Below are 23,838 nucleotides of genomic sequence, written 5' to 3' on the forward strand. Positions count from 1 at the left end.
ATCACTCGCGCTTGGCCCTGACTTCGTCGCGCACCGCGCGAACGGACCGAATCGCAGTGATCATCTTCTGGGCGAGCGCGGGAACCTGGTCGAAGAGGTGCCCCACGACAGTGAAGCCCCCTACGACCGCGGCTGTACCCACGGTCACCCATCCCGCCAGCTCCATGTAGCTCCTTTCAGAGAGGGTTCGGCGAAGGCGCCGAGCCGGCCACCCCGGCCCCCGACGCAAGGGCTGTCGAACCGGCTGCCCTCATCAGGGCCGATCTCTCTTCACGAACTACAGGAATTTTTGGGCGACTTGAGTGTATCCGGCGGGGCCGCCCGCGTCCTGACATCCTCGGAGCCGAGAAAGCGAAAGGGCCCCTGATCAGGCGGAAACCTGTTCGGGGGCCCTTCTCACGTGGGCCGACAGACGAGTCGGGCTGTACGCCGGGTTCTGTGCCCCGGGACCTCACGGTCGTCGGGGCGACGGCCATCCATCTAGGACCGGCGTTGCCGCCGGCCTCCTGCGGTCTACCCGCGGACTCGGGCGAGCAGCCCTCGAACATCCGCGCAGGGACACCGAGGTGTCCCCTCTTGACCTTGCTCCGAGTGGGGTTTACCTAGCCGCCTGAGTCACCTCAGGCGCTGGTGGTCTCTTACACCACCGTTTCACCCTTACCGAGGACCGAGGTCCCCGGCGGTCTGTTTTCTGTGGCACTGTCCCGCGGGTCACCCCGGGTGGCCGTTAGCCACCACCCTGCTCTGTGGAGCCCGGACGTTCCTCGGGAAGATCCGAGGATCTCCACGCGGCCGTCCGCCCGGCTCGTCTGCCGTGCCGACCATGCTACCTGGCGATTCAGAGGAAGTCGGCCTCGGCGGGGGCGAACGAGAGGTCGGGGATGACGTGGTTCCTCGGTCTCACCAGGGCACTCGCCTTCTCCAGGCCCTTGCTCGGGCATCGAGGCACCTGCCGTCCGTCGGATCCGGGGGTCGTTCCCTCGATCGTGGCACATGATCGGCCACGGCCTCCGAAAGCGATCCCTTGACCCTGCCGCAGCGTCAGGGTTTCTACTGGGCGCATGCGTATCGGCGAGATCGCCGCGCTCGTCGGGGTCACCCCCCGGGCCGTGCGGCACTACCACCATTCGGGACTGCTGCCCGAGCCCGAGCGGCGGGCCAACGGGTACCGGGAGTACGGGGTCCGGGACGCCGTGCTGCTGGCCCGGATCCGGCGGCTGACCGAGCTGGGGCTCGGTCTGGACGAGGTGCGGGACGTGCTGGCCGGCGACGAGGGGCGGGGGCTCGCGGAGGTCCTGGAGGAGCTGGCGGACGACCTGGCCCGGCAGGAGGCTGTGATCCGGGAGCGCCGGGAGAACCTCGCCCCGCTCCTCGCCGAGGCCCGCGCCGGGCGCCTGGCCGCCGAGGGCCCCGTCTCCCCGGAGCTGGCGGCGCTGCTCGCGGGTCTCGGGGAGCTGCCCGAGTCCCCGATGGCGGCGAAGGACCGGGAGATCCTGGCCCTCCTCGACACCGTCGTCCCCGAGGCGGAACGGGCCCGGCTGATGGAGCTGATGCACGGCGCGGCGAGCGGTGCGCGGGAGCTGTACGGGCTCCTGGACGCCCTCGCCGACGCGGAGGCGGACGACCCCCGGGTGGAGGGGGCGGCCCGGGCGCTGGCCGCGGTCCTGCCGGACGGGAGGGCGGTGGAGCTGCCCCCTGAGGGGGCCGGAGGTCTCGCCGACACGTTCTTCGCGGACCTCGCCCCGGCCCAGTCGGCGGCGGTACGGCGCGCGGTGGAACTGGTGACAGAAGGTAGGGAGGCGGAGCGATGAGGGACACCATGCGCAGGCCGGTCGAGGTCGTGCTGCGGCTGATCGGGCACGAGTGGCGGCTCACGGGGAGTCTCGTGCGGTGGGTCGGGCGGCGGGCGCACGGGGTGGCGGGCGCGGACGGCGTGTTCCCGCACGCACGGGACCAGGCGGCGCTGATGTACGGCTTCGCGTTCGTGTGCGTGGTCGAGACGGTCGGCATGTCGTACCTGCTCGCCGACTGGCCCTTCGTCCACGCCGTCTTCCTCGTCCTGGACGTCTACACCGTGCTCTTCGTCCTCGGGCTGCACGCCGCCTCCGCCACCCGGCCGCACACGCTCGCCGGCGGCGTCCTGCGGGTCCGGCAGGCCGCGCACGTCGACGTGCGGATCCCGGTCGAGCGGATCGCGGCCGTCCGGCGCGAGTCCCTCTTCTCGCACGAGAAGAAGGACGGCGAGCTGAACCTCGCCGTCGGCTCCCGGACCTCCGTCACGATCGAGCTGACCGAGCCGGTCGACGCGCCCGGGCTGCTCGGCGCGCCCCGCCCCGTACGGCTGATCCGGCTGCACGCCGACGACCCGCAGGCGCTCGTACGGGAACTCACGCGGGCGCGAAGAGGACCTTCGCCGTCCCCGGGTCCGCTTCCGACAGCCTGACCCGCAGCCACTCGCCCAGCGGCAGCTTCGCCGTCCCGCCCTCGATGCGGGCGACGACCGCCGGGTCCTCCAGGTGGACGGTCCCGACGGCGGGTTCGCGTTCCTTCACGTCGATGACGTACGCGTCGAAGATCTCGCCGACGCGTTCCTTCAGGAGCGCCGCCTCGACGATGTCGACGCTCTCGCGTTCGACGGTGTTGGCGCGGCGGGCGCCGGTGGCCATCTCGTCGGGGAGGGCGGGCAGGGCGGCCCGTACCCACTCGGGCGGCTCGTCGCCGGCGACCGCCGCCACGCACAGCTCGCCCGCGTACCGGTCGACGAGGCGGCGCAGCGGCGCGGTGCAGTGGGTGTACTCGTCGGCGACGGCGGCGTGGACGGCGGGGCTGGGGACGTGGCCGTCGGTGAAGACGGTGTAGCCGGCGCCGCGCAGGAGGCTGGTGCACTCCTGGAGGAAGGCGGCGTGGCGCGGGTTGGTGGGGTCGGCGGAGCGGACGACGTCGGCGTACGAGACGTGGTGCGGCCAGTCGACGCCGAGGGCCCGGGCGGAGCGGCGCAGCCGGGCGACGGCGCCGTCGGGCGCGGTGGGGAGGGTGCGGAGGATGCCGGTGCCGGCGGCGGTCATGAGGTCGGCGGCGGCCATGCCGGTGAGGAGGGAGATCTGGGCGTTCCAGGCGTCGGCGGGGAGCGGGGCCCGGTAGGCGAGGGAGTAGGTGTGGTCGGTCTCGACGATCTCCTGCTCGGGGACGTTGAGGGAGATCCCGCCGCGTCCGGCTTCGAGGGCCTCGCGGAGGCGGCCGATGTCCCGGAGGAGGGCCAGGGGCTCTTCCGCCGTCCCGTCCTCGATCCGCCGCTGCACGCCCTCGTAGTCGAGTTTGGCGCGGCTGCGGACGAGGGCGCGGCGGACGTCGGTGGCGACCCGTTGTCCGTCGGCGTCGAGGTCGATGCGCCAGAGGAGGGCGGGGCGGGGGTCGCCGGGGAGGAGGCTGGCGGCGCCCTCGGAGAGGACGGGCGGGTGGAGGGGGACCCTGCCGTCGGGGAAGTACAGGGTGAGGACCCGCCGGTGGGCCTCGGCGTCGAGCGCGCCGCCGGGGGTGACGAAGGCGGCGACGTCGGCGATGGCGTAGTGGACGCGGTAGCCGCCGTCGGCGCGGCGGGCCAGGTGCATGGCCTGGTCGAGGTCGGTGGAGGTGGGCGGGTCGATCGTGAAGAAGGGGATGTCGGTGGCGTCGTACGAGGGGAGGCGGGGGTTCTTCGCGGCCGCCTCGGCCTCGGCGAGGACGGCGGGCGGGAAGTCCTCGGGGATCGCGAGCTCGGTACGGAGTGCGCGCAGGGCGGCCCGCAGCGGAGCCTCGGCTGCGCCGGTCACGTGGATGTGGCGGCGGGGCATGGACCGAGCGTATGAGCTGGGGCAGGGTGCGGCACCTCGTAGGCTGGACGACCGGGGCCGCACCCCCCACCCCCGTACGGACGAAGGAGAACCACCGTGCTCGTGCTGTTGCCGCCCTCCGAAGGCAAGGCCTCCTCGGGGCGCGGGGCGCCGCTGAAGCCGGAGTCGCTGTCCCTGCCGGGGCTCGCGGAGGCGCGGGCGGCGGTCCTGGACGAGCTGGTCGAGCTGTGCGCCGCCGACGAGGAGAAGGCGCGCGAGGTGCTCGGTCTGAGCGAGGGCCTGCGCGGCGAGGTCGCGAAGAACACGGAGCTGCGGACGGCGGGCGCGCGTCCGGCCGGGGAGATCTACACGGGCGTGCTGTACGACGCGCTGGGTCTGGCGACGCTGGACGCGGCGGCCCGGAAGCGGGCGGGGAGCTCGCTGCTGGTGTTCTCGGGCCTGTGGGGCGCGGTGAGGGTGACGGACCGGATTCCGTCCTACCGCTGCTCGATGGGCGTGAAGCTGCCGGGGCTGGGGGCGCTGGGCGCGCACTGGCGGGGCGCGATGGCCTCGGTGATGCCGGAGGCGGCCGGGGACGGGCTCGTCCTGGACCTGCGCTCCTCGGCGTACGCCTCGGCGTGGAAGCCGAAGGGGGAGCTCGCGGCCCGGACGGCGACGGTGCGGGTGCTGCACGCGCCGACCCGGAAGGTGGTCAGCCACTTCAACAAGGCGACGAAGGGCCGGATCGTGCGGAGCCTCCTGGAGGCGGGCGCGGAGCCGGCTTCGCCGGCGGAGCTGGCGGAGGCGCTGCGGGGCCTGGGGTACGTGGTGGAGGAGGGCGGGAAGGCGGGGGCGCTCGACGTGCTGGTGGACGAGATCCACTGACGCTTCGTTGCACCCTCCGCAACGCTCGTTGCGGGTGGCGCTCGGCCTGGGCAGGATGACGCCATGTCCTCGACGAGCGTGTTCGACCTTGCCCCCGGATGCCCCGTGGTCCCCGTCGTCGTGATCGAGGACGCCGCCGACGCCGTGCCCCTGGCGCGGGCCCTGGTGGCCGGCGGGCTGCCGCTGATCGAGGTCACCCTGCGCACCCCGGCCGCGCTCGACGCCGTCCGCGCGATCGCGGCCGAGGTGCCGGAGGCGGTCGTCGGCGCGGGCACGGTGGTCTCGCCGGCCGGGGTCGCGGACGCGGTCGGCGCGGGCGCGCGGTTCCTGGTGAGTCCGGGGTGGACCGAGGGGCTGCTCGGCGCGATGCGGGACTCGGGGGTGCCGTTCCTGCCGGGGGTCTCGACGGCCTCGGAGGTCGTGGCCCTCCTCGAACGCGGGGTGTCGGACATGAAGTTCTTCCCGGCCGAGGCGGCGGGCGGCATCCCGTATCTGACGTCCCTCGCGGGCCCGCTGCCCCGGGCCCGCTTCTGCCCCACGGGCGGCATCTCCCCGGCCTCCGCCCCCGCCTACCTCGCCCTCCCGAACGTCGGCTGCGTCGGCGGTACGTGGATGCTGCCGCCCGACGCCCTCGCGGCCCGCGACTGGGCGCGGGTCGAGTCCCTCGCGCGCGGGGCGGCGGACCTGGGGGTCCCGGTCAGCCGGTGAACGTCACGCCGAGGTGGTCGGTGACGGGACGGTAGCCGAGGCGCCGGTAGAGGGCGTTGCTGGTGGGGTTGGCCAGGTCCGTGAAGAGCAGGACCTGCGCGACGCCGGCGTCGAGCGCGGCGCGGCTGACCGCCTCGGTGGCACCGGTGGCGTACCCCCGGCCGCGCTCGGCGGGCGGGGTGTGGACGAGGTGGACGCGCGCCTGGCCCTCGATCGTGCGGGAGACGGCGGCCATCGAGACCGGGCGGCCGTCGGGCGCTTCCCAGAGCCACAGCCGTCCTTCGGTGATCCGCTCGGTGACGAAGCCGGTGTAGTCCTCGGCGGGCTCGTCCCCGATGGCCACCGCGAACTCCCGCGTCCAGGCGGCGACGAGCGGGACGTCGGCCGCGGCCGCGAGCCGGGCGCGGCCCGCCGGGGCCGGGTCCGGCGGGGTCAGCTCGCCGAGCCGGAAGAGCCGCATGCGGACGGTGGGCGTCCAGGGGCGGCCGGTGGCCTCCGCGTACGCCTCGACGGCGGCGGTCTCGCCGCGCACCTCCGTCGGCTCCTCGGCCCCGGGAAGTACCTCGGGGGCGAGCGCGCGGGCCGCCTCCTCGGTCATGGCCCCGAACGAGGGCACGCCCGGCGGTGCCACGGCCAGCACACCGGTGACCCGGCCGTCCGCCTCCTCCCACCAGCCGAGCCGCCCGGCCGTGTCCATGAGCGTGAGCACGGCGGTGTTACGGGCGGGATCGGCGGCGAGATGCGCTGCGGCGACGGCTCGGAAGGTGGCGGCGCTGTCGGTGAAGGACCACGTCATGCGGGTGATGGTGGTACGGGGGCGGGCTCCGCCGCCACCGGTTTGCGAACTATCTGAGGTGCGAGGTGTCGTTGAGGAGCCGTACGGACGCGTTCCCGTCGGCGTAGTAGGCGACGGCCGAGATGGAGGCGGCCGACAGCTCCATCCGGAACAGCGACTCCGGCGGGGCGCCGAGGGCGAGCCGGACGAGCGTCTTGATCGGCGTGACGTGGGTGACGAGAAGGACCGTCCGGCCCGCGTACGCGGCGGTCAGCCGGTCCCGGGTCGCGGCGACGCGCCGGGCGACGGTCGCGAAGCTCTCGCCCCCGCCGGTCGGCGCGGCCTTCGGGGAGGCCAGCCAGGCGTCGAGGTCCGCCGGGTACCGCTCGCGGACCTCGCCGAACGTCAGCCCCTCCCAGGCGCCGAAGTCGGTCTCGCGCAGGCCCTGCTCGATCCGTACGTCGAGGCCGAGGCGGGCGGCGACGGCACCGGCGGTCTGGCGGCAGCGGGTGAGCGGCGAGCTGACGATCTCCTGGATGGTGCCGCGCGCGGCCAGCGCCTCGGCGACGGCCTCGGCCTGGCGCAGCCCGACGGCCGACAGCTCGGGGTCGCTCCCGCCGCTCCCGGAGAACCGCTTCTCGGGCGTGAGCGCGGTCTCGCCGTGCCGCAGCAGCACGAAGGTCGCGGGCGCCCCCATGTCGGGGCCGGCCCAGCCCTGGCGGGGGGCGGCTTGCGCGGGCGCGGACCCGGTGCGCACTGCCGCAGGAGCGGGGGCATCGGCGGGCGCGGCGGGAGCGGCCGGAGCCTGAAGGCGCGCCACGTGGCCCGTCGGGGCCAGGGCGCCCGCCTCGGCCTCGAAGTCCCCGGAGGCCACCGAGGCCGCGACGGCCTCCTCGGCGGCGAACAGGCCGTCGTCCGGTCCGGTGTCCGGTACGGCGAACAGGCCGTCGTCCGGACCGGTGTCCGCTGCGGCGAACAGGCCGTCGTCCGGTCCGGCACCGGGTCGCGCGTCCGGGGCCGTCGGGCGCGTCACGGCGCCCGGCCAGGCGCCGGAGCCCGTACCGACGACGCCCCCGGCCGTACCCGTACTCGTACCGCCCGCGGAGGCCGGCGATCCGGAAGCGGCCAGCGCCGCTCGTGCCCGCGCCGCGCCCGCCGTCGCGTCACCGGGCGGGCCCGCCGGGGGCGGGGTCGCGGCATTGCGGGCGGCCGCGGCGTCCAGGCCCGCCGTGGAGGCGGACGGCTCCCACTGGCGGCCCCGCTTGCCCGCGTCCATCGCCTCGTTCGCGAGCCGGTCCGCGTGCTTGTTCCGCTCGCGCGGGATCCACTCGTAGCGGACCTGGCCGGGCGGGAAGATCCGCCCCGCCTCGGCCGCGAGCGGCTTCATGTCCGGGTGCTTGATCTTCCAGCGGCCGGACATCTGCTCGACGACCAGCTTGGAGTCCATCCGGACGTGGACGGTGGCGTCCGGGAACAGCTCCCGGGCCGCCTTCAGGCCCGCCACCAGGCCCTTGTACTCGGCGACGTTGTTCGTGGCCACACCGATGTACTCGGCGGCCTCCGCGAGGGTCTCCCCCGTCGCCGGGTCGAGGACGACCGCGCCGTAGCCGGCGGGCCCCGGGTTGCCCCGGGAGCCGCCGTCCGCCTCGACCACGAGTTCGCGCATTACAGGCCGGACTCCGAGGTGCGGACGAGGATGCGGCTGCAGTTCTCGCAGCGGACGACCTTGTCGGGCGCGGCGGCGCGGATCTCGTTCACCTCGGTGATGTCGAGCTCAAGGCGGCAGCCCTCGCACCGCCGCTGGTGGAGCCGGGCCGCGCCGACGCCGCCCTGCTTCTCGCGCAGGCGGTCGTACAGCTTGAGCAGGTCCTCGGGGATGGCGCCGGCGACGAGCTCGCGCTCCTTGGCGACGGTCGCGGACTCGCTGTCCAGCTCGGCCTGCGCGGCGTCGCGGCGGGCGGTGGCGTCGTCCACCTTGGTCTGCACGGCGGCGACCCGCTCGGTCAGCTCGGCGAGGCGCTCCTGGACGGACTCGCGGCGCTCCATGACCTCGAGGACGATCTCCTCCAGGTCGCCCTGGCGCTTGGCGAGGGAGACGATCTCGCGCTGGAGGTTCTCCAGGTCCTTCGGGGAGGAGACGGCGCCGGAGTCGAGCCGCTGCTGGTCGCGCGCGGCGCGCTGGCGGACCTGGTCGACGTCCTGCTCGGCCTTGGTCTGCTCGCGGCCGCAGTCGCTCTCCTCGGTCTGCGCGGCGACGAGCAGGTCGCGCAGCTGGGTGAGGTCCTTGGTCAGCGCCTCGATCTCGGCGTGCTCGGGCAGCGACTTGCGCTTGTGCGCGAGCTGCTGGAGGCGGACGTCCAGGGCCTGGACGTCGAGGAGGCGGATCTGGTCGGCGGGCGCGGCGTTCAGTTGGGGGCTCCAGGGGAGGTGTGGTGGGAGGACCAGGGGTCGGTGACCGTCTTCGAGACGTGGACGCGGAGGTCCCAGCCGTGGCGGTCGGAAATCTCGTCGAGCTGTGCGGCGGCCTGCTCGCACCAGGGCCATTCGGTGGCCCAGTGGGCGGCGTCGACCAGGCCGAGCGGCGACTGCTGCGTCGCTTCGGAGACCGGGTGGTGGCGCAGGTCGGCGGTGAGGAAGGCGTCGACGCCGGCGGCGCGGACGGCGCCGAAGAGGCTGTCGCCGGAGCCGCCGCTGACGGCGACGCGGCGGACGGTCATGCCGGGGTCGCCGGCGACGCGGATGCCCTGCGCGGTGGCGGGCAGCCGCTTGGCGGCGCGGGCGGCGAACTCGGCGAGGGTCTCGGGGTGGTCGAGCTCGCAGATCCGGCCGAGGTTGTTCTCGGGGACGAGGGGGCCGGTGACGCGGAGGTCGAGCGCTCCGGCGAGGGCGTCGGAGACGCCGGGGTCGGCGGTGTCGGCGTTGGTGTGCGCCACGTGGAGGGCGATGTCGTTCTTGATGAGGGTGTGCACGACGCGGCCCTTGAAGTGGCCGGCGGCGACCGTCGTCGTACCGCGCAGATAGAGCGGGTGGTGGGTGACGATCAGGTCGGCGCCGAGGGCGATCGCCTCGTCGGCGATCTCCTGGACGGGGTCGACGGCGAAGAGGACACGGGTGACCTCGGCGTCGGGGTCGCCGCAGACGGTGCCGACGGCGTCCCACGACTCGGCTCGCTCCGGAGGCCAGAGGGCGTCGAGCTCGGCGATGACTTCAGACAGACGGGGCACGAGGAAAGGCTACCTGGCTCCTCGCGCCCCGCTGTTCTGGCCTGTGGACAACTCCGGGAGCCGGGGCTACTTCTTCACGAGGTCGGCGCGCAGGTCGTCGAGGACGCTGTTCGCGGCCGTGACGCCGAGGCCGAGGTACCAGGTCTCGTCCGGGACGTCCTTGGCCTGGCCGGCCTTGACGGCCTTGAGGTTCTTCCAGAGCGGGTTGGCCTGGGCGGTGTCCTTCTTGGTGGCCTTGGCGTCGCCGTAGACGCCGGTGAAGATCCAGTCGGCGTCGGCCTCGTCGATCTTCTCGGGGCTGATCTCGGCCGCCAGCTCGTCGATCTGCTGGTTCTCGGGCCGGGGCAGGCCGGCGTCCTCCAGGATGGTGCCGATGAAGGAGGCCTTGGCGTAGAGGCGGATCTTGCCGGGGAGGTAGCGGACCATCGAGATCGTCGGCTTGTCCGTGCCGATGTCCTCACCGAGCTTCTTCGCCTTGGTCTCGTACGCGGCGAGCTTCGCCTTCGCCTCGGCGGTCCTGTCGAGCGCGGCGGCGTTGAGGAGGTAGTTCTCCTTCCAGGTGAAGCCCGGGCGGATGGAGAACACGGTCGGCGCGATCTTCGACAGCTCGTCGTACTTGTCGGCGGCGCGGAGCTGGCTGCCGAGGATGAGGTCGGGCTGGAGGTTGGCGATGGCCTCCAGGTTGAGGTTGTTGATGGTGCCGACGGACTTCGGGGTGCCGGCATCCTTCGCGAGGTAGCCGGGGATGCCGTCGTCGCCCTCGGAGGGGGCGTAGCCGACGGGCTTGACGCCGAGGGAGACGACGTTGTCGAGCTCGCCGACGTCGAGGACGACGACCCGCTTGGGCGCGGTCGTGAGTTCCGTCCTGCCGAGGGCGTGGGTGAGGGTGCGCGGGAACTGGCCCGGCTTCGCGTCGGTGCCCATGGCCGCGGTCTTGGCGGCGGCGTCGCCGAAGTCCTTGCCGCCGGTGGCGACGTCCTTCTTCTTGCCCGTGTCCTCCTTCTTGGCGGGGTCGGCGGACCCGTCGCCCCCTCCGCAGGCCGCGAGCGAGAGCGCGGCGGCGAGGGCGACGACGGCGGCGGTGCCGCGGCGGCGGAGGGACATGAGAAGGCTCCTGTACGGGTCGTCCTGGCGGGGACTTGCACGGATGCGGGCACGATCGGCCGGAGGCGGAACTTCCGCTTAGGTTCGCCTTACCTTACTCACCACGGGCCACTCCAGCACAACCGCCCCCGCCCCCTCAGCCGAACCGCCGCAGGGCCACCCTTATGTGTGAAGTGACCCCACTCGTGTTGTTCGGCTGGAAGTGCGAAAACTAGCTTCGTGGCCGGAGGTGACGAGTCGATGACAGTGTGTGCCATCGAGACCACGGCCGAGGGCGACGACCGCGACCCCGGCGCGGCCTGGCCGGCGGGGTTCACGATCACGGCCAACGGCGCGTACGCGGCCAGGCTCGCGGGCGCCGGCGACGCCCTGTACGTGGAGCGGTGGACGCTCGACGGCCCCGAGCCGTACGCCGTCCCGCTCCCCCTCGACCAGCCGGAGGAGGCGGGCACCCAACTGCTGCCCCTCGCCGACGGCCGGGTCCTCGTCGCCCGCCGCGTGGACGGCCGGCGGAATACCTTCTCGCTGCTCTACCCCACCGGCCCGGCCACCGGCGAGCTCCGGCTCGGCGCGGTGGAGGCGCCCGGCTCCGAGCGGCTGGTGCTGCTCCCGCCCTCGCCCGACGGCATCTGCGCGTACGCGATGTGCGTCGGCCCCGACACGACCACCCTGTGGCTGGTGGCGGGCGGGGCCTTCGGCCCGGAGCAGGTGGCGGAGGTCAGGGGCCGCTGCACGGGCGGGGTGTGGCTCGACCGCACGGGCCGGATGCTCGCACTCGACCGGCGGCTCGACGACGGTCCGGTGAAGGCGGTGGCCGTGGACCTGGAGCGGGGCGGGGAGGTGACGCCGCTGCTCCAGATCACCGAGGGCAGCGACGACCGGCTGCTGCTCGCGGACCCGGACAGCGGGCTGCTCCTGATCCGCTCCGACGCGCCGTCCCCGGGGCACGACCGGCTCGGCTGGGGCGTGCTCGGCAGCCTGCTGCCCGTGCGGTTCCCCGAGTGCCTGCGGCTCGACGACGCGGCGGTGACGCCGTTCGCGGTGCAGCCGGGGCAGGTCCTGATGCCGGAGAGCTGCGCGGTGGCCCTGCGGATCGACGCGGCCGGCGGCAGCTGGGTGGGCACCTGGCAGCCCTCGTCCCGCCGGATGGCCCAACTGGCCGTACCCCAGGGCTGGCTGGCGGGGGCGGGCCTGTGGACGGCCGAGGGCCTGCTGCGGCTGCCGTACGCGACGGCCGAGGTGCCGTGCGGCCTCGCCGCCCTGGAGCTGCCGCCGGAGCCGGATCCCGAGCCGATGGTGGTCGTCGAGGAGCCCCGGGTGTGCCGTCCGGTGCCTTTGCAGCAGGCTCCCCTGACGGACCGGAAACCGGCTGGCTAGACTCACGGCCGCACAGCAAGAGCAAGACACACGGGGTGAGTTCCAGCATGTCCGAAGCAAGCACGCAGGGTTCGGAGTCGCACGGCTCCGGGAAGCACCGCGGTCAGGCCTCGCCGGCGGAGGACTCCACGTCCTCGCCGCACGGCCGGCACCGCCGCGAGGCCGACGCCCACGCGCAGTAGACGAGGAACGAGCAGGGCCCCGGGGTCTCCCCCGGGGCCCTGCTCCTTCCCCACCGTCCCCCCGGACGTCAGCCCTTCTTCAGACCCAGCACCTCCGTCGCCGCGAACGTCTCGCCCGCCGGGCGGGACGCGTAGTGCGGGGTCAGGAGGGAGTCCAGCTCCTCGTACGTGAACGCCTCCTTGGCCGTGTCGAACTTGGCGGACACCTTCGGCCGGTCCAGGACCGCCACCATCCCGCCGTGCACGACGAGCAGCTGCCCGTTGACCCCGGCCGCCGCCGGGGAGGCCAGATAGCCGACGAGCGGCGCCACGTGGTCCGGGGACAGCGGGTCGAGCTCCCCCTCCCCCGGTTCCCCGAAGCCGGCGAAGACGTCCTCCGTCATCCGCGTCCTGGCCCGTGGGCAGATCGCGTTGGCCGTCACGCCGTACCGGGCGAGCGCGAGCGCCGACGAGGTGGTCAGGCCCACGATGCCGCCCTTGGCCGCCGCGTAGTTGGGCTGTCCGGCCGAGCCCGCGAGGAAGGCCTCGGACGAGGTGTTGACGATGCGGCCGTAGACGCCGGTCTCGCCCGCCTTGGCGCGGCCCCGCCAGTGCACCGCCGCGAAGTGGGTGGTGTTGAAGTGGCCCTTGAGGTGGACCCGTACGACCGAGTCCCACTCGTCCTCGCTCATCGAGAAGACCATCCGGTCCCGCAGGATGCCCGCGTTGTTGACCAGGACGTCCAGCTTCCCGAACTCGGCCACCGCCAGGTCGACCAGGCCCCGCGCCGTCTCGAAGTCGGAGACGTCTCCGAGGTGCGCGACCGCCCGGCCGCCCGCCGCGCGGATCTCCTCCGCGACCTCCTCGGCGGGGGCGGCGGAGGCCGCGCCCGAGCCGTCGCGGCCGGGCTGCCCGTAGTCGTTGACGACGACGGCGGCGCCGAGCCGGGCCAGTTCCAGGGCCTCGGCGCGGCCGAGGCCGCGCCCGGCGCCGGTGACGATCGCGCTCAGCCCCTCAAGAGGCAGTGCCATCAGGGTCTCCTCAGATCTCGATGCAGGTACGGAGGGCCGCGCCGGTCCGCATCTGCTCCAGGGCCTCGTTGATGCCCGCCAGCGGCACCCGGTGGGTGATGAGCGACTCCAGGTCGATGCGGCCGGCCCGCCAGAGCGCGATGGCCCGCTCGTACGAACGGAGCACGTCCCCGCCGCCGTACATCGAGGGCAGGATCCGCTTCTCGTCGAAGAACAGCTCGAACATGTTGAGCTGGAGGAAGTCGTCGAGGGCGCCCGCGCCGACCACGCAGAGGGTGCCGCCGCGGCGGGTCGTCTCGTACGCGGTGCGCGCGGTGGCGGACTTGCCGACCACCTCGAAGACGTAGTCGAAGCCCTCGCCGCCGGTGATCCGCTGCTTGGCGTCGGCGAGCGCGTCCGGGGCGACCGCCTCGGTGGCGCCGAACTTCAGGGCGGCCTCGCGGCGGGACTCGACGGGGTCGACGGCGACGATCTGGGCGGCGCCCTGGAGCTTGGCGCCCTGGATCGCGGAGATGCCGACGCCTCCGCAGCCGATGACGGCGACCGACGAACCGGCCTCCACCTTGGCCGTGTTGATCGCGGCGCCGAGTCCGGTGGTGACGCCGCAGCCGATGAGGGCGGCGATGTCGAAGGGCACGTCGTCGGGGATGGGGACGGCGCAGCCCGCGTCGACGACGACCTCCTCGGTGAAGGTGCCGGTGCCGGCGAAGCCGAAGACGTCACCGCCGGGGCGCTTGAAGTTGGGGACGCCGGCGTTCATGAAGCCGGCCAGGCACAGCTGGGTCTGGCCGCGCCGGCAGGCCGGACAGCTGCCGCAGGCGGGCAGCCAGCAGAGCAGGACCCGCTGCCCCTGGCTGAGGCCGGTGACGCCGTCGCCGACGTCGAGGATCTCGCCGGCGCCCTCGTGGCCCGGGATGAAGGGGGCGGGCTGCGGGAGGACCCCGCTCATCGCGGAGACGTCGGAGTGGCACAGGCCGGTGGCCCTCACCCGGATCCGCACCTTGCCCGGGCCGAAGCCCACCGCCTCGACGTCGTCGAGGACTTCGAGTTTGTCCTGGCCGATCTCGTGCAGTACGGCTGCGCGCATGGTGCGGCTCCCTCCGGAACGGATCTACGAGTGTTCGACGAGGGTGTCGGCGAGGACCGGGGCGTCGTCGCGCTCCACGGCCGTCACCGCCACCTGGACGCGGCCGTCCCCGGCCCACATCCGGATGCGCAGGGTCTCGCCGGGGAAGACGATCCCGGCGAAGCGGGTGCGGTACGAGCGGACCCGGGTGACGTCCCCGCCGAGCACCGTGTCCACCACCGCCTTGAGGGTCATGCCGTACGAGCAGAGGCCGTGCAGGATCGGCCGGTCGAAGCCGGCGAGCTTGGCGAACTCGGGGTCGGCGTGGAGCGGGTTCCAGTCGCCGGAGAGCCGGTAGAGCAGGGCCTGTTCCTCGCGGATCGGCCGCTCGACGGTGGCGTCGGGTGCGCGGTCCGGGACCGGGAGGCGCTCGGAGGGTCCGCGGTCGCCGCCCCAGCCGCCCTCGCCCCGTACGAAGATCGAGGCGTCGCTGGTCCAGAGCGGGCCGTCCTCGTCGGCGGCCTCGGAGCGCAGCACGAGGACGGCGGCCTTGCCCTTGTCGTACACGGCGGCGACGCGGGAGGTGGAGACGGCGCGGCCGCCGGTGGGCAGGGGGCGGTGGAGGGTGATCGACTGGCCGCCGTGCAGGACGGCGGCGAGGTCGATGTCGATGCCGGGGGCGGAGAGCCCGCCGACGACCCCCATGCCGGCGCCCGCGACGGTGGCGAAGCTGGGCAGGACGTGGAGCCGGGACTCCAGGGTGTAGCGGAGCTCGTCGGGGTCGGTCGCGGGGACGCCCGCCCCGAGGCCCAGGTGGTAGAGCTGGACGTCCTTGTGGTCCCAGGAGATCTCGGCGCTGCGGGGTTCCGCGGCGACGGCCTTTGCGGGGTCGATGGGCATCGGGCTGCTGCTCCTTGTGGCGGGTGGAGACCTCGGCGCGGCCGTCCGCACCGTCGACCGCACCGAGGCCGTGCGGGGACCGTCCCGTACGCGCCGGATCTAGAACGCGTTCCAGTTCGGTGACCCATGTATAGCGGAGGGGCGGGGGGTTGTGAACCCCTCCTGACGGTACGTCAGACGAGTGCCTTCCAGGGTCCCCAGGACATTTGTCACGGCCGGGTCCGTACATTCACGCCTGCCGGACCCCCGGCCCCGCTCCGTAGCGTCAGGGACATGAAGAACGAGACAGCGGTCGCCTTCACCGGAGTCACCCGGTCCTTCGGTCCGGTCCGCGCCGTGGACGGCATCGACCTCACCATCCGGCGCGGCGAGACCGTCGCCCTGCTCGGCCGCAACGGCGCGGGCAAGTCCACCACCATCGGCCTCCTCCTCGGCCTCGACGAGCCCGACGGCGGCGAGGTGCGGCTCTTCGACGGCACCCCGGCCCGGGCCGTCGCCGCCGGCCGGGTCGGCGCGATGCTCCAGGACGGCCGCCCGGTCCCCCGGGTCACCGTCCGCGAGCTCGTCTCCTTCGTCGCCCGCACCTACCCCCGACCCATGCCGGTCGCCGAGGCCCTCGCGCTCGCCGACCTCACCGACCTCGCCGACCGCCGCGTCGACCGGCTCTCCGGCGGCCAGGTCCAGCGCGTCCGCTTCGCCGTCGCCCTCGTCGGCAACCCCGAGCTGATCGTCCTCGACGAGCCCACCGCCGCCCTCGACGTCGAGGCCCGCGAGGTCTTCTGGGAGTCGATGCGGGGCTACGCCCGGCGCGGCAACACGGTCCTCTTCTCCACCCACTACCTGGAGGAGGCCGACGCCAGCGCCGACCGGATCGTCGTCATCGACTCCGGCCGCGTCCTCGCCGACGGCACCAGCGAGCAGCTCAAGCGCGCGGCCGGCGGCAGCCTCGTCTCCTTCGACCTGGCCGGCGGCCCCAGCGAGGGTCTGACCCTGCTCCCCGGAGTGACCGCCGTCGAGATCCGCGGCGACCGCGCCCGGCTGCACACCGCCGACTCCGACGCGACCGTCCGCGCGCTCGCCGACCGGAACGCGATCCGGGGCCTCGAAGTCGCCCCCGTGTCCCTCAACGACGCCTTCCTCACCCTCACCGCGCACGCCCCGGCCGAGCAGGCCCCCGCCCTGGAGACGACCCGATGATCACCGAGTACGTACGCCTCGAAGTCCGCCGGACCCTGCGCGACACCGGCTTCGCCATCGGCACCATCGCCGTCCCGGTGATGATGTACCTCCTCTTCACCAACCTCGGCGGCCAGAACGAACCGGAGTGGAAGGCCGCCTCCATGGTCGGCATGGCGGCGTACGGCGCGCTCGGCGCCGCCCTGTCGATCGGCACCGGCGTCGCCGAGGACAAGGGGTCCGGCTGGCTGCGGCAGCTGCGGATCACCCCGATGTCCCCGCGCCAGGTCGTCACCGGCCGCGCCCTGACCGGCTCCGTGGTGGTGCTCCCGTCGATCCTCGGCGTCCTCCTCGCCGGCGGCCTGTTCAACGACGTCCACCTCGCGGCCTGGCAGTGGGCCGTGGTCACGCTCACCCTCTGGCTCGGCTCGCTCCCCTTCACGCTCCTCGGCCTCGGCAACGGCTACCGCCTCACCGCGCAGACGACGGGCGTCGCGAACATCGCCTGCAACCTGGGACTCGCGGTCCTCGGCGGCCTGTGGTTCCCGGTGAGCCTCTTCCCCGGCTGGCTGCGCTCCCTCTCCGAGTACACCCCGACCAACCGCTTCGCCGAGATCGGCGTCTCGGTCACGAACGGACACGCCCCGGGCGCGGCGGCACTCACGGTCATCGTGGTCTGGGCGGCACTGTTCGGGGCGTACGCGGCGACCTCGTACCGTCGTTCGGCACGGACCACGTGAACGAGCAGGAACCGGGGACATGAAGGGCACGGGGATGAAGGACGTCTGGGAAGTGTGGACCGGAGCCGCGAAGGAGCGGACGCGCGGCCGGGCCCGCCCGGCCCGCGGGGAACGCGGGGAACGCGGGCCGAGCGGACTGAGCCTCCTGCCCTGGCTGCTCATGGGCCTGGGCGCGCTCTCCCACCTCCTCGGCGGCGAGGCCCCCAACCCCTGGCTCGGCGGGCTCGGCCTGCTCGCCTTCAACACCCTCTACATCGCGATCGTCTTCCGCGCCTTCGACCGGCGCCGCCGCGAGTCGCCCGCCACCTGGGGCCTCCTCCTCGCCCTCGGGGCGCTGACCTTCGCCCTCGCCATCGGCTACGGCCGCGAATGGCTGCTCCTCTTCCCGCTCCTGGGCCTCGCGGTCGGGGCGGTGGTGCGGGGCAAGGAGCGGCTGCGGTTCATCGTCTTCCCGCTGGTCGCGGCGGTCGGGGTGGTGACCTTCTGGCGCGACGGCTGGGACTCCTTCGGCGTCGTGTACGGGACGTTCATCTCCGTCATGGTGACGGCGGCGATCCTCGCCCTGGACGAGACGGTCCGGGAGCTGCGCGAGACCCGCGAGGAGCTGGCCCGTTCGGCGGTGGAGAAGGAACGCCTGCGGTTCTCCCGGGACCTGCACGACCTGCTCGGCCACACGCTGTCGGTGATCGTCGTGAAGTCGGAGCTCGTGCGGCGGCTCGCCCCGCGCGACCTGGACGCGGCCCTCGGACAGGTCGCGGACATCGAGTCCGTCGGCCGCCAGGCGCTGACCGAGATCCGCGAGGCGGTCACCGGCTACCGCGAGGGCAGCCTCGCCACCGAGCTCGACCGGGCGCGCGACGCGCTCTCCACCGCCGGCATCGAACCCGTCGTACGCCGCTCGGGACCGCTCCTCGAACCCGCCACGGAAGCCCTGCTGAGCTGGGTGGTCCGCGAGTCCGCGACCAACGCGATCCGCCACAGCGGCGCCGCCCACTGCGAGATCACCCTCTCCGGCACCGCCGAACGGGTCCGCCTCACGGTCACCGACGACGGCCGCGGCCCCACGGAGCCGGGCGGCACGGGCAGCGGCCTGCGGGGTCTGCGCGAGCGGCTCGCCGCGGCAGGCGGCACCCTTGACTCGGGACCCGCTCCGCGGGGCGGGTTCCGGGTCACCGCGGAACTCCCCGTGGAGACCTCCGTACAGCACCGGGGGGAGCCCACGGGATGATCAGACTGCTGCTCGCCGAGGACCAGGGCATGATGCGCGGGGCGCTGGCCCTGCTGCTCGGGATGGAGCACGACATCGAGGTGGTGGCGCAGGTCGGGCGGGGCGACGAGATCGTCGACGCCGCGCTCCTCGCGCGCCCGGACGTGGCCCTGCTCGACATCGAACTGCCGGGCCGCTCGGGCCTCGACGCGGCGGCCGCCCTGCGGGACGAGGTGCCGGAGTGCCGGGTGCTGATCCTGACGACCTTCGGCCGGCCGGGGTATCTGCGGCGGGCGATGGAGGCGGGGGCGGCGGGCTTCCTCGTGAAGGACGGTCCCGTGGAGGACCTGGCCGAGGCGGTCCGGCAGGTGCTGCGGGGCGAGACGGTCATCGACCCGGCGCTCGCGGCGGCAGCCCTGAGCGCGGGACCGAACCCCCTGACGGGGCGTGAGCGGGACGCCCTGGCGGCCTCGGTGGACGGCGCGACGATCGCGGACATCGCCGCGTCCCTGCACCTCTCGGAGTCCACCGTACGGAACTACCTGTCCTCCGCGATCGGCAAGACGGGCACCCGGAACAGGATGGAGGCGGTCCGGGCGGCGCGTCAGCAGGGGTGGCTCTAGGCCTTGGCGGCGGTCCTTGCCGGTGGGCCCTTCGGGAGCCAGACCAGCATCAGGAGGGCCGCGCCGACGAGGATGGCCGCCGAGACGCGGAAGGACGCCGCGTAGCCGGAGGTGAGGGCGGCGGGGCTCGGGGACGCCCCGCCGACGGCCGTCGCGAGCGTGGTGAGGGTCGCGAGGCCGAGGGCGCCGCCCATGGTGCGGGAGGTGTTGACGAGGCCGGAGACGAGGCCCGCGTCGCCGGGGGCCGCGCTGGAGGTGGCGAGGGTGGCCAGCGGGGTGGTGGCCAGGCCGATGCCGGCCATCATCAGGATCCCCGGGCCGAGGATCGTCGTCAGGAAGCTGCCGTCGGCGGTCATCGTGGACTGCCAGGCGAAGCCGGTGGCCCCGATGAGCGCGCCGATCGCGGCGAGGTTGCGGGCGCCGACGGTCGGCATGAGGCGCGGGGCCAGCTTCGAGCCCAGGATGACGCTGAGGGAGCTGGGGACGAGTGCGAGACCGGCCTGGAGCGGGCTGTAGCCGAGGACGGTCTGCGCGTACGTCGTCATGAAGAACCACATGCCGAAGGAGCTCGAACCGCTCAGCAGGATCCCCACGTTGGCCGCCGACACCGCCCGCGTACGGAACAGCTTCAGCGGCATCAGCGGAGCCGCCGTGCGGGCCTCCACGGTCACGAACACGGCCAGGAGCACCAGGCCGCCGAGGAGCGTCAGGAGGGTCGCCGGGGCGGTCCAGCCGGCCTCCTCGGTCTGGACGATGCCGTACGCGAGGGTGGCGAGGCCCGCGGTGACGAGGACGGCGCCCGGCAGGTCGAGGCGGCGGCCGGTGCCGGTGCGGCTCTCGCGGAGCCAGAGCAGGGCGCACGCCAGGACCAGGACGCCGATGGGGACGTTGACGAGGAGGACCCACCGCCAGGACAGCAGGTCGACGAGGAGCCCGCCGACGAAGCCGCCCGCCGCGCCGCCGGCCGCGCCGACCGCCGTCCAGGTGGCGATGGCCCGGGTCCTGGCGGGTCCGGCCGCGACGGCGCCGGTGACCAGGGTCAGCGTGGCCGGCGAGAGGACGGCCGCGCCGAGGCCCTGGACCGCGCGGCCCGCGACGAGCTGCCAGCCCTCCTGGGCGAGGCCGCCCGCGACCGAGGCGACGGTGAAGAGCCCGAGGCCGAGCAGGAACATCGCCTTGCGCCCGTAGAGGTCGGCGGCCCGCCCGCCGAGCAGCATGAAGCCGGCGAAGGCGATCGCGTACGCGCTGATCACCCACTGCAGGCCGGCCGCCGAGAGCCCGAGGTCGGACCGCATCGACGGCAGTGCCACGTTCACGACGGAGACGTCGAGGACGACGAGGAACTGCCCCGCGCAGGCGGTCAGGACGACCGTCCAGGCGCGGGACGAGGGTGAGGGCGCGGAGGGCGTGGTCGTGGTGGCGGAGTCGGTCTGCGGCATGGATGTCATGGTCGCAGACCGGTTCAGCCCCGTACATACGCCGTAGGTCCTCCGGCCGTCGTGCGAAGTCGCCCCGCGGACCTACGCCTTCCGCAGCAGCGTCACCACCGCGGCGCCGCCCAGGCCGATGTTGTGGGCGAGCCCGACCCGCGCCCCCGCGACCTGCCGGGCGCCCGCCTCGCCCCGGAGCTGCCAGACCAGTTCGGCGGCCTGGGCGAGGCCGGTCGCGCCGAGCGGGTGGCCCTTGGAGATGAGGCCGCCGGAGGGGTTCACGACCCAGCGCCCGCCGTAGGTGGTGGCGCCGGACTCGACGAGCTTGCCGGAGGCGCCCTCCTCGCACATGCCGAGCGCCTCGTACGTCAGCAGCTCGTTGATGGAGAAGCAGTCGTGGAGTTCGACGACGTCGACGTCCTCGATGCCGAGACCGGAGCGCTCGTACGCGAGGCGGGCGGCGGCCCGGGACATGGGGCGGCCGACGGCGTCGATGCAGGAGCCGGAGGCGAAGGACTCCTCGGTGTCGGTGGTCATCGCCTGGCCGGCGATCTCCACGGCCCGGTCCCGCAGCCCGTGTTCGTCGACGAAGCGTTCGGAGACGACGACGGCGGCGGCCGCGCCGTCGGAGGTGGGCGAGCACTGGAGCTTGGTGAGCGGCCGGTGGACGGTCTTCGCGGCGAGGATCTCGTCGACCGTGTAGACGTCCTGGAACTGGGCGTTCGGGTTGTTCGCCGAGTGCTGGTGGTTCTTGGCGCCGACGGCCGCGAGCTGCACCTCGGTCGTCCCGTACCGCTCCATGTGTTCCCGGGCGGCGTTGCCGAAGATCTGGGCGGTGGGCGGGGACATCTCGAAGCCGTGGGCGGCGGCCATGATGCCGTAGTGCCGGGCGACGGGTGAGGTCTTGCCCCCGACATCAGCGGCTCCGCCGCGGGCACCGGCCCCCGATCCCCCGCCGAGCGCGCCCCGGGCCATCTTCTCGAAGCCGAGGGCGAGGACGCAGTCGGCGATGCCGCCCTCGACGAACTGCCGGGCGGTCATCAGGGCGGTGGAGCCGGTCGCGCAGTTGTTGTTGAGGTTGTAGACGGGGATGCCGGTGAGCCCGAGCTCGTACACGGCGCGCTGTCCCGCGGTGGAGGCCTGGAAGCAGTAGCCGACGGCGGCCTGCTCCACGCGCGCGTAGGGGACGCCGGCGTCGGCGAGGGCGGCCGTGCCGGCCTCCTTCGCCATGTCCCAGTACTGCCAGTCGCGGGTCTCCGGCTTCTCGAACTTCGTCATCCCGACGCCGACGACGTACGCCTTGCCCATTCTGAGTTCCCCCTCAGTCCTTGGGGAGGCCGAGCAGACGCTCGGCGACCACGTTGAGCTGTACCTGTGTGGTGCCGCCCGCGATGGTGAGGCAGCGGGACATGAGCAGGCCGTGGACGGCCCGTTCGCCGGGGCCCTCGCGCACGGCGCCCTCGGGGCCGTGGAGTTCGAGGGTGAGTTCGGCGAGTTTCTGCTGGTGGAGGGTCTGGACGAGTTTGCGGACGCTGGCGCCCGCGCCGGGTTCGAGACCGGACACCTGGAGCAGGGTGGTGCGCAGTCCGATGCACGCGAGCGCGTGCGCCTCGGCGAGCAGCGCCCCGATCCGTACGCGTACGGAGCTGTCGACCCGGTCCGCCCGGTCGATGACGGCTTCGAGGCCGGTGTCGAAGGCGACCTGGTCGGCCATGTGGACGCGTTCGTTGCCGAGGGTGTTGCGGGCGACGCGCCAGCCGTCGTTCACCTCGCCGACGACGGCGTCGGCGGGGAGGAGGGCGTCGTCGAACCAGACCTCGCTGAAGAGGGAGTCCCCGGTGATCTCCTTGAGCGGCCGGATGTCGATGCCGGGGGTGTTCTTCATGTCGACGAGGAAGTAGGTGAGCCCCTGGTGCTTGGGCGCGGTGGGGTCGGTACGGGCGAGCAGGATGCCGTGGTGGGCCCACTGGGCGGCGCTCGTCCACACCTTCTGCCCGTTGATCCGCCAGCGCCCGTCCTCGGTGCGTTCGGCGCGGGTACGGAGGGAGGCGAGGTCGGAGCCGGCTTCGGGCTCGGAGAAGAGCTGGCACCAGAGGCGCTCGCCGCGCAGGGTCGGGCCGAGGTGTTCGGCCTGCTGCCCGGGGGTGCCGTGGGCGAGGAGCGAGGGGACGACCCAGGTGGCGATGCCGAGTCCGGCGACGGTGATCCCGGCCTCGTCCAGCTCCCGTTGGACGGCGAGCTGCTGGAGGGGGCCGGCGCCGAGTCCGTACGGCTCCGGGAGGTGCGGGGCCGCGTAGCCGGTGGGGGCGAGGGCGCGGCGGGCGGCGGCCGGGTCGAGCCCGGCGGCGGGGGCGATGGCCTCGCGGGCCTCGCGGCGGTACGTGTCGGCCTCGGGCGGCAGGTCGAGGCGGAGGCCCCGCCGGACGCCGGCCGCGGCGTGCCGCAGGGCGGCGAGCCGGTGGTGGTCGCCGGTGCCGAGGAGCTGGCGGGCGACGAGCGCGCGGCGGAGCAGCAGGTGGGCGTCGTGCTCCCAGGTGAAGCCGGTGCCGCCGAGGATCTGGATGCAGTCCTTGGCGCAGGTGTAGGCGGTGTCGAGGGCGGTGGCCGCGGCGAGCGCGGCGGTGAGGGAGCGGACTCCCTCCTGGCTGTCCTGGGCGGCGCGGGCGGCGTCCCAGGTGAGGGCGCGGGCCTGTTCGAGCCGCACGAGCATGTCGGCGCAGAGGTGTTTGACGCCCTGGAACCGTCCGATGGGGCGGCCGAACTGTTCGCGGGTGCGAGCATGTTCGGCGGCGGTCTCGACGGCGCGGGCGGCGGTGCCACAGGCGTCGGCGGCGAAGAGGACGGCGGCGAGGTCGTGGACGAGGGGGGTGTCGAGATCGAGGGCGTGCGCGGCGGGCACGTGGGTGCCGCGGGCGGTGATCTCGGCGGTGGGCCGGGTGGGGTCGGCGCTCTCGTGGGGCCGGACCATGAGGGTCTCGGTGTCGGCGGCGAGCCAGACGGAGCCGTCGGCCGTGGCGGCGCGGAGGAGCACGAGGTCGGCCTGGGCGCCGCCGAGGACGGGGGGCGCGGTGCCGTCGAGGAGGTAGCCGCTCGCGGTGCGGACGGCGGTGAGGGTGCCGGTGCCGCCGAGGGCGACGGCTCCGATCCGCTCCCCACGCGCGAGCGTGCCGGCCGTTTCGTGGTGCCCGCACCGGTGGAGGAGTTCGGCGGCGAGGACGGAGGGCAGGTAGGGCCCGGGCAGCAGGGCCCTTGCCGCTTCCTCCACGACGACGGCGAGGTCTCCGAGGTCGCCGCCCCCGCCGTCGTGCTCCTCGGGGAGATGGAGTCCGAGGAGTCCCTGTTCGGCGGCGGCGTCCCAGTAGGCGGGGCGGCCGGTGGCGGTGTCGGGGACGTCCAGGTGCTTGCGGACTTCCTCGGGGGGTACGGCGCGGGTGAGCCAGCCCCGGACGGATCGGGCGAGCTCCCGCTGTTCGTGCGTGATGGCGATGCCCATGGGCCGCAGACTAGAACACGTTCCATTCTGACGGAAGGTCAGAAACTCGATTCGAGAAAACCTGCATGACGCAGAGAACGCGGGGTAGGGTCATCTGCATAACGCAGAGAATGCACTGCACAGCAACCC

Annotated in this window: 23 protein-coding genes and 1 other RNA gene; 10 read left to right on the plus strand and 14 right to left on the minus strand. The window is 73.8% G+C overall.

Features of this window, described 5'->3' with window-relative positions:
• Nucleotide 1: 1 nt before the first annotated feature.
• Both AB5J54_RS12145 and rnpB read right to left on the minus strand, forming a co-directional pair.
• Nucleotides 2–166 carry a hypothetical protein gene (locus AB5J54_RS12145; protein WP_369143938.1) on the minus strand — a complete coding sequence of 55 codons (165 nt, stop codon included), beginning with the start codon at nucleotides 164–166 and terminating at the stop codon, nucleotides 2–4.
• A gap of 243 nt (nucleotides 167–409) precedes the next feature.
• Nucleotides 410–808, minus strand: an RNA gene (gene rnpB / locus AB5J54_RS12150) — RNase P RNA component class A.
• Between the two features lie 253 nt (nucleotides 809–1,061).
• On the opposite strand from rnpB, the gene AB5J54_RS12155 reads away from it, so the two are divergent.
• A complete protein-coding gene (locus tag AB5J54_RS12155; RefSeq protein ID WP_369143939.1) occupies nucleotides 1,062–1,811 on the plus strand; it encodes a MerR family transcriptional regulator in 750 nt (249 codons plus the stop codon).
• A complete protein-coding gene (locus AB5J54_RS12160; protein WP_369143940.1) occupies nucleotides 1,808–2,443 on the plus strand; it encodes a hypothetical protein in 636 nt (211 codons plus the stop codon). The genes AB5J54_RS12155 and AB5J54_RS12160 overlap by 4 nt, the downstream gene beginning before the upstream one ends.
• Here the strand turns inward: AB5J54_RS12160 and AB5J54_RS12165 are convergent.
• Nucleotides 2,388–3,830, minus strand: a complete 1,443-nt coding sequence (locus AB5J54_RS12165; protein WP_369143941.1) for an RNB domain-containing ribonuclease — start codon at nucleotides 3,828–3,830, stop codon at nucleotides 2,388–2,390. The genes AB5J54_RS12160 and AB5J54_RS12165 overlap by 56 nt on opposite strands.
• A gap of 96 nt (nucleotides 3,831–3,926) precedes the next feature.
• Between AB5J54_RS12165 and yaaA the strand changes: the two genes are divergently transcribed.
• Together yaaA and eda are read left to right on the plus strand one after the other, a co-directional pair.
• Nucleotides 3,927–4,694: a peroxide stress protein YaaA gene (gene yaaA, locus AB5J54_RS12170; protein ID WP_369143942.1), complete on the plus strand. Its 768-nt coding sequence runs from the start codon at nucleotides 3,927–3,929 to the stop codon at nucleotides 4,692–4,694.
• Between the two features lie 63 nt (nucleotides 4,695–4,757).
• Entirely contained in the window at nucleotides 4,758–5,402 is a 645-nt protein-coding gene (gene eda, locus AB5J54_RS12175) for a bifunctional 4-hydroxy-2-oxoglutarate aldolase/2-dehydro-3-deoxy-phosphogluconate aldolase (RefSeq protein WP_369143943.1), read from the plus strand.
• Here eda and AB5J54_RS12180 read toward each other — a convergent pair.
• The 5 genes from AB5J54_RS12180 to AB5J54_RS12200 all read right to left on the minus strand — a co-directional run bounded on the left by AB5J54_RS12180 (nucleotide 5,392) and on the right by AB5J54_RS12200 (nucleotide 10,505).
• Nucleotides 5,392–6,198: a GNAT family N-acetyltransferase gene (locus AB5J54_RS12180; protein WP_369143944.1), complete on the minus strand. Its 807-nt coding sequence runs from the start codon at nucleotides 6,196–6,198 to the stop codon at nucleotides 5,392–5,394. The genes eda and AB5J54_RS12180 overlap by 11 nt on opposite strands.
• Before the next feature lie 49 nt (nucleotides 6,199–6,247).
• Complete coding sequence (locus AB5J54_RS12185) at nucleotides 6,248–7,843, minus strand: bifunctional RNase H/acid phosphatase (RefSeq protein ID WP_369143945.1); 1,596 nt, start codon at nucleotides 7,841–7,843, stop codon at nucleotides 6,248–6,250.
• Nucleotides 7,843–8,586, minus strand: coding sequence for a zinc ribbon domain-containing protein (locus AB5J54_RS12190; RefSeq protein ID WP_369149299.1), 744 nt, complete (start codon nucleotides 8,584–8,586; stop codon nucleotides 7,843–7,845). The genes AB5J54_RS12185 and AB5J54_RS12190 overlap by 1 nt, the downstream gene beginning before the upstream one ends.
• Nucleotides 8,583–9,401 carry a Nif3-like dinuclear metal center hexameric protein gene (locus tag AB5J54_RS12195; RefSeq protein WP_351185993.1) on the minus strand — a complete coding sequence of 273 codons (819 nt, stop codon included), beginning with the start codon at nucleotides 9,399–9,401 and terminating at the stop codon, nucleotides 8,583–8,585. The genes AB5J54_RS12190 and AB5J54_RS12195 overlap by 4 nt, the downstream gene beginning before the upstream one ends.
• 66 nt (nucleotides 9,402–9,467) lie before the next feature.
• Nucleotides 9,468–10,505 carry an ABC transporter substrate-binding protein gene (locus AB5J54_RS12200; RefSeq protein ID WP_369143946.1) on the minus strand — a complete coding sequence of 346 codons (1,038 nt, stop codon included), beginning with the start codon at nucleotides 10,503–10,505 and terminating at the stop codon, nucleotides 9,468–9,470.
• Nucleotides 10,506–10,745: 240 nt separating this feature from the next.
• On the opposite strand from AB5J54_RS12200, the gene AB5J54_RS12205 reads away from it, so the two are divergent.
• On the plus strand, nucleotides 10,746–11,882 hold the full coding sequence (locus AB5J54_RS12205) for a hypothetical protein (protein ID WP_369143947.1): 1,137 nt from the start codon (nucleotides 10,746–10,748) through the stop codon (nucleotides 11,880–11,882).
• A 47-nt stretch (nucleotides 11,883–11,929) separates the two neighbouring features.
• Complete coding sequence (locus AB5J54_RS12210) at nucleotides 11,930–12,064, plus strand: hypothetical protein (RefSeq protein ID WP_369143948.1); 135 nt, start codon at nucleotides 11,930–11,932, stop codon at nucleotides 12,062–12,064.
• 68 nt (nucleotides 12,065–12,132) lie between these two features.
• Here AB5J54_RS12210 and AB5J54_RS12215 read toward each other — a convergent pair whose 3' ends face one another.
• Genes AB5J54_RS12215 through AB5J54_RS12225 form a run of 3 tightly spaced genes read right to left on the minus strand, consistent with a single transcriptional unit; the run spans nucleotide 12,133 to nucleotide 15,040 of the window.
• Nucleotides 12,133–13,074, minus strand: coding sequence for a 3-oxoacyl-ACP reductase (locus AB5J54_RS12215; RefSeq protein ID WP_369143949.1), 942 nt, complete (start codon nucleotides 13,072–13,074; stop codon nucleotides 12,133–12,135).
• Between the two features lie 10 nt (nucleotides 13,075–13,084).
• Nucleotides 13,085–14,161, minus strand: coding sequence for a Zn-dependent alcohol dehydrogenase (locus AB5J54_RS12220; RefSeq protein ID WP_369143950.1), 1,077 nt, complete (start codon nucleotides 14,159–14,161; stop codon nucleotides 13,085–13,087).
• Nucleotides 14,162–14,185: 24 nt separating this feature from the next.
• Nucleotides 14,186–15,040 carry a MaoC/PaaZ C-terminal domain-containing protein gene (locus AB5J54_RS12225; RefSeq protein WP_369143951.1) on the minus strand — a complete coding sequence of 285 codons (855 nt, stop codon included), beginning with the start codon at nucleotides 15,038–15,040 and terminating at the stop codon, nucleotides 14,186–14,188.
• A 273-nt stretch (nucleotides 15,041–15,313) separates the two neighbouring features.
• On the opposite strand from AB5J54_RS12225, the gene AB5J54_RS12230 reads away from it, so the two are divergent.
• Genes AB5J54_RS12230 through AB5J54_RS12245 form a run of 4 tightly spaced genes read left to right on the plus strand, consistent with a single transcriptional unit; the run spans nucleotide 15,314 to nucleotide 18,786 of the window.
• The gene (locus AB5J54_RS12230) at nucleotides 15,314–16,237 is read left to right on the plus strand and encodes an ABC transporter ATP-binding protein (RefSeq protein WP_369143952.1); all 924 of its coding nucleotides are present in this window, start codon (nucleotides 15,314–15,316) and stop codon (nucleotides 16,235–16,237) included.
• Nucleotides 16,237–16,956: an ABC transporter permease gene (locus AB5J54_RS12235; protein WP_369149301.1), complete on the plus strand. Its 720-nt coding sequence runs from the start codon at nucleotides 16,237–16,239 to the stop codon at nucleotides 16,954–16,956. The genes AB5J54_RS12230 and AB5J54_RS12235 overlap by 1 nt, the downstream gene beginning before the upstream one ends.
• 19 nt (nucleotides 16,957–16,975) lie before the next feature.
• A complete protein-coding gene (locus AB5J54_RS12240; RefSeq protein ID WP_369143953.1) occupies nucleotides 16,976–18,184 on the plus strand; it encodes a sensor histidine kinase in 1,209 nt (402 codons plus the stop codon).
• Complete coding sequence (locus AB5J54_RS12245) at nucleotides 18,181–18,786, plus strand: response regulator (RefSeq protein WP_369143954.1); 606 nt, start codon at nucleotides 18,181–18,183, stop codon at nucleotides 18,784–18,786. The genes AB5J54_RS12240 and AB5J54_RS12245 overlap by 4 nt, the downstream gene beginning before the upstream one ends.
• On the opposite strand, the gene AB5J54_RS12250 is transcribed toward AB5J54_RS12245, so the two are convergent.
• The 3 genes from AB5J54_RS12250 to AB5J54_RS12260 all read right to left on the minus strand — a co-directional run bounded on the left by AB5J54_RS12250 (nucleotide 18,783) and on the right by AB5J54_RS12260 (nucleotide 23,709).
• Entirely contained in the window at nucleotides 18,783–20,225 is a 1,443-nt protein-coding gene (locus tag AB5J54_RS12250) for an MFS transporter (protein WP_369143955.1), read from the minus strand. The two genes, AB5J54_RS12245 and AB5J54_RS12250, sit on opposite strands and share 4 nt — an antisense overlap.
• Before the next feature lie 81 nt (nucleotides 20,226–20,306).
• On the minus strand, nucleotides 20,307–21,524 hold the full coding sequence (locus tag AB5J54_RS12255; protein ID WP_369143956.1) for a lipid-transfer protein: 1,218 nt from the start codon (nucleotides 21,522–21,524) through the stop codon (nucleotides 20,307–20,309).
• Between the two features lie 13 nt (nucleotides 21,525–21,537).
• Nucleotides 21,538–23,709, minus strand: coding sequence for an acyl-CoA dehydrogenase (locus tag AB5J54_RS12260; protein WP_369143957.1), 2,172 nt, complete (start codon nucleotides 23,707–23,709; stop codon nucleotides 21,538–21,540).
• Nucleotides 23,710–23,838 lie beyond the last annotated feature (129 nt).

The organism is Streptomyces sp. R44 (assembly GCF_041053105.1).
Lineage (GTDB): Bacteria > Actinomycetota > Actinomycetes > Streptomycetales > Streptomycetaceae > Streptomyces.

Excerpts from the sequence above, each read along its gene's own strand:
- AB5J54_RS12155 (WP_369143939.1), top strand. The coding sequence starts at position 1,062 with ATGCGTATCGGCGAGATCGCCGCGCTCGTCGGGGTCACCCCCCGGGCC.
- AB5J54_RS12240 (WP_369143953.1), top strand. The coding sequence starts at position 16,976 with ATGAAGGGCACGGGGATGAAGGACGTCTGGGAAGTGTGGACCGGAGCC.
- AB5J54_RS12160 (WP_369143940.1), top strand. The coding sequence starts at position 1,808 with ATGAGGGACACCATGCGCAGGCCGGTCGAGGTCGTGCTGCGGCTGATC.
- AB5J54_RS12215 (WP_369143949.1), bottom strand. The coding sequence starts at position 13,074 with ATGGCACTGCCTCTTGAGGGGCTGAGCGCGATCGTCACCGGCGCCGGG.
- AB5J54_RS12255 (WP_369143956.1), bottom strand. The coding sequence starts at position 21,524 with ATGGGCAAGGCGTACGTCGTCGGCGTCGGGATGACGAAGTTCGAGAAG.
- AB5J54_RS12200 (WP_369143946.1), bottom strand. The coding sequence starts at position 10,505 with ATGTCCCTCCGCCGCCGCGGCACCGCCGCCGTCGTCGCCCTCGCCGCC.
- AB5J54_RS12205 (WP_369143947.1), top strand. The coding sequence starts at position 10,746 with ATGACAGTGTGTGCCATCGAGACCACGGCCGAGGGCGACGACCGCGAC.
- AB5J54_RS12230 (WP_369143952.1), top strand. The coding sequence starts at position 15,314 with ATGAAGAACGAGACAGCGGTCGCCTTCACCGGAGTCACCCGGTCCTTC.
- AB5J54_RS12185 (WP_369143945.1), bottom strand. The coding sequence starts at position 7,843 with ATGCGCGAACTCGTGGTCGAGGCGGACGGCGGCTCCCGGGGCAACCCG.
- AB5J54_RS12180 (WP_369143944.1), bottom strand. The coding sequence starts at position 6,198 with ATGACGTGGTCCTTCACCGACAGCGCCGCCACCTTCCGAGCCGTCGCC.
- AB5J54_RS12165 (WP_369143941.1), bottom strand. The coding sequence starts at position 3,830 with ATGCCCCGCCGCCACATCCACGTGACCGGCGCAGCCGAGGCTCCGCTG.
- AB5J54_RS12145 (WP_369143938.1), bottom strand. The coding sequence starts at position 166 with ATGGAGCTGGCGGGATGGGTGACCGTGGGTACAGCCGCGGTCGTAGGG.
- AB5J54_RS12250 (WP_369143955.1), bottom strand. The coding sequence starts at position 20,225 with ATGCCGCAGACCGACTCCGCCACCACGACCACGCCCTCCGCGCCCTCA.
- AB5J54_RS12220 (WP_369143950.1), bottom strand. The coding sequence starts at position 14,161 with ATGCGCGCAGCCGTACTGCACGAGATCGGCCAGGACAAACTCGAAGTC.
- AB5J54_RS12225 (WP_369143951.1), bottom strand. The coding sequence starts at position 15,040 with ATGCCCATCGACCCCGCAAAGGCCGTCGCCGCGGAACCCCGCAGCGCC.
- AB5J54_RS12210 (WP_369143948.1), top strand. The coding sequence starts at position 11,930 with ATGTCCGAAGCAAGCACGCAGGGTTCGGAGTCGCACGGCTCCGGGAAG.
- AB5J54_RS12260 (WP_369143957.1), bottom strand. The coding sequence starts at position 23,709 with ATGGGCATCGCCATCACGCACGAACAGCGGGAGCTCGCCCGATCCGTC.
- AB5J54_RS12245 (WP_369143954.1), top strand. The coding sequence starts at position 18,181 with ATGATCAGACTGCTGCTCGCCGAGGACCAGGGCATGATGCGCGGGGCG.
- eda (WP_369143943.1), top strand. The coding sequence starts at position 4,758 with ATGTCCTCGACGAGCGTGTTCGACCTTGCCCCCGGATGCCCCGTGGTC.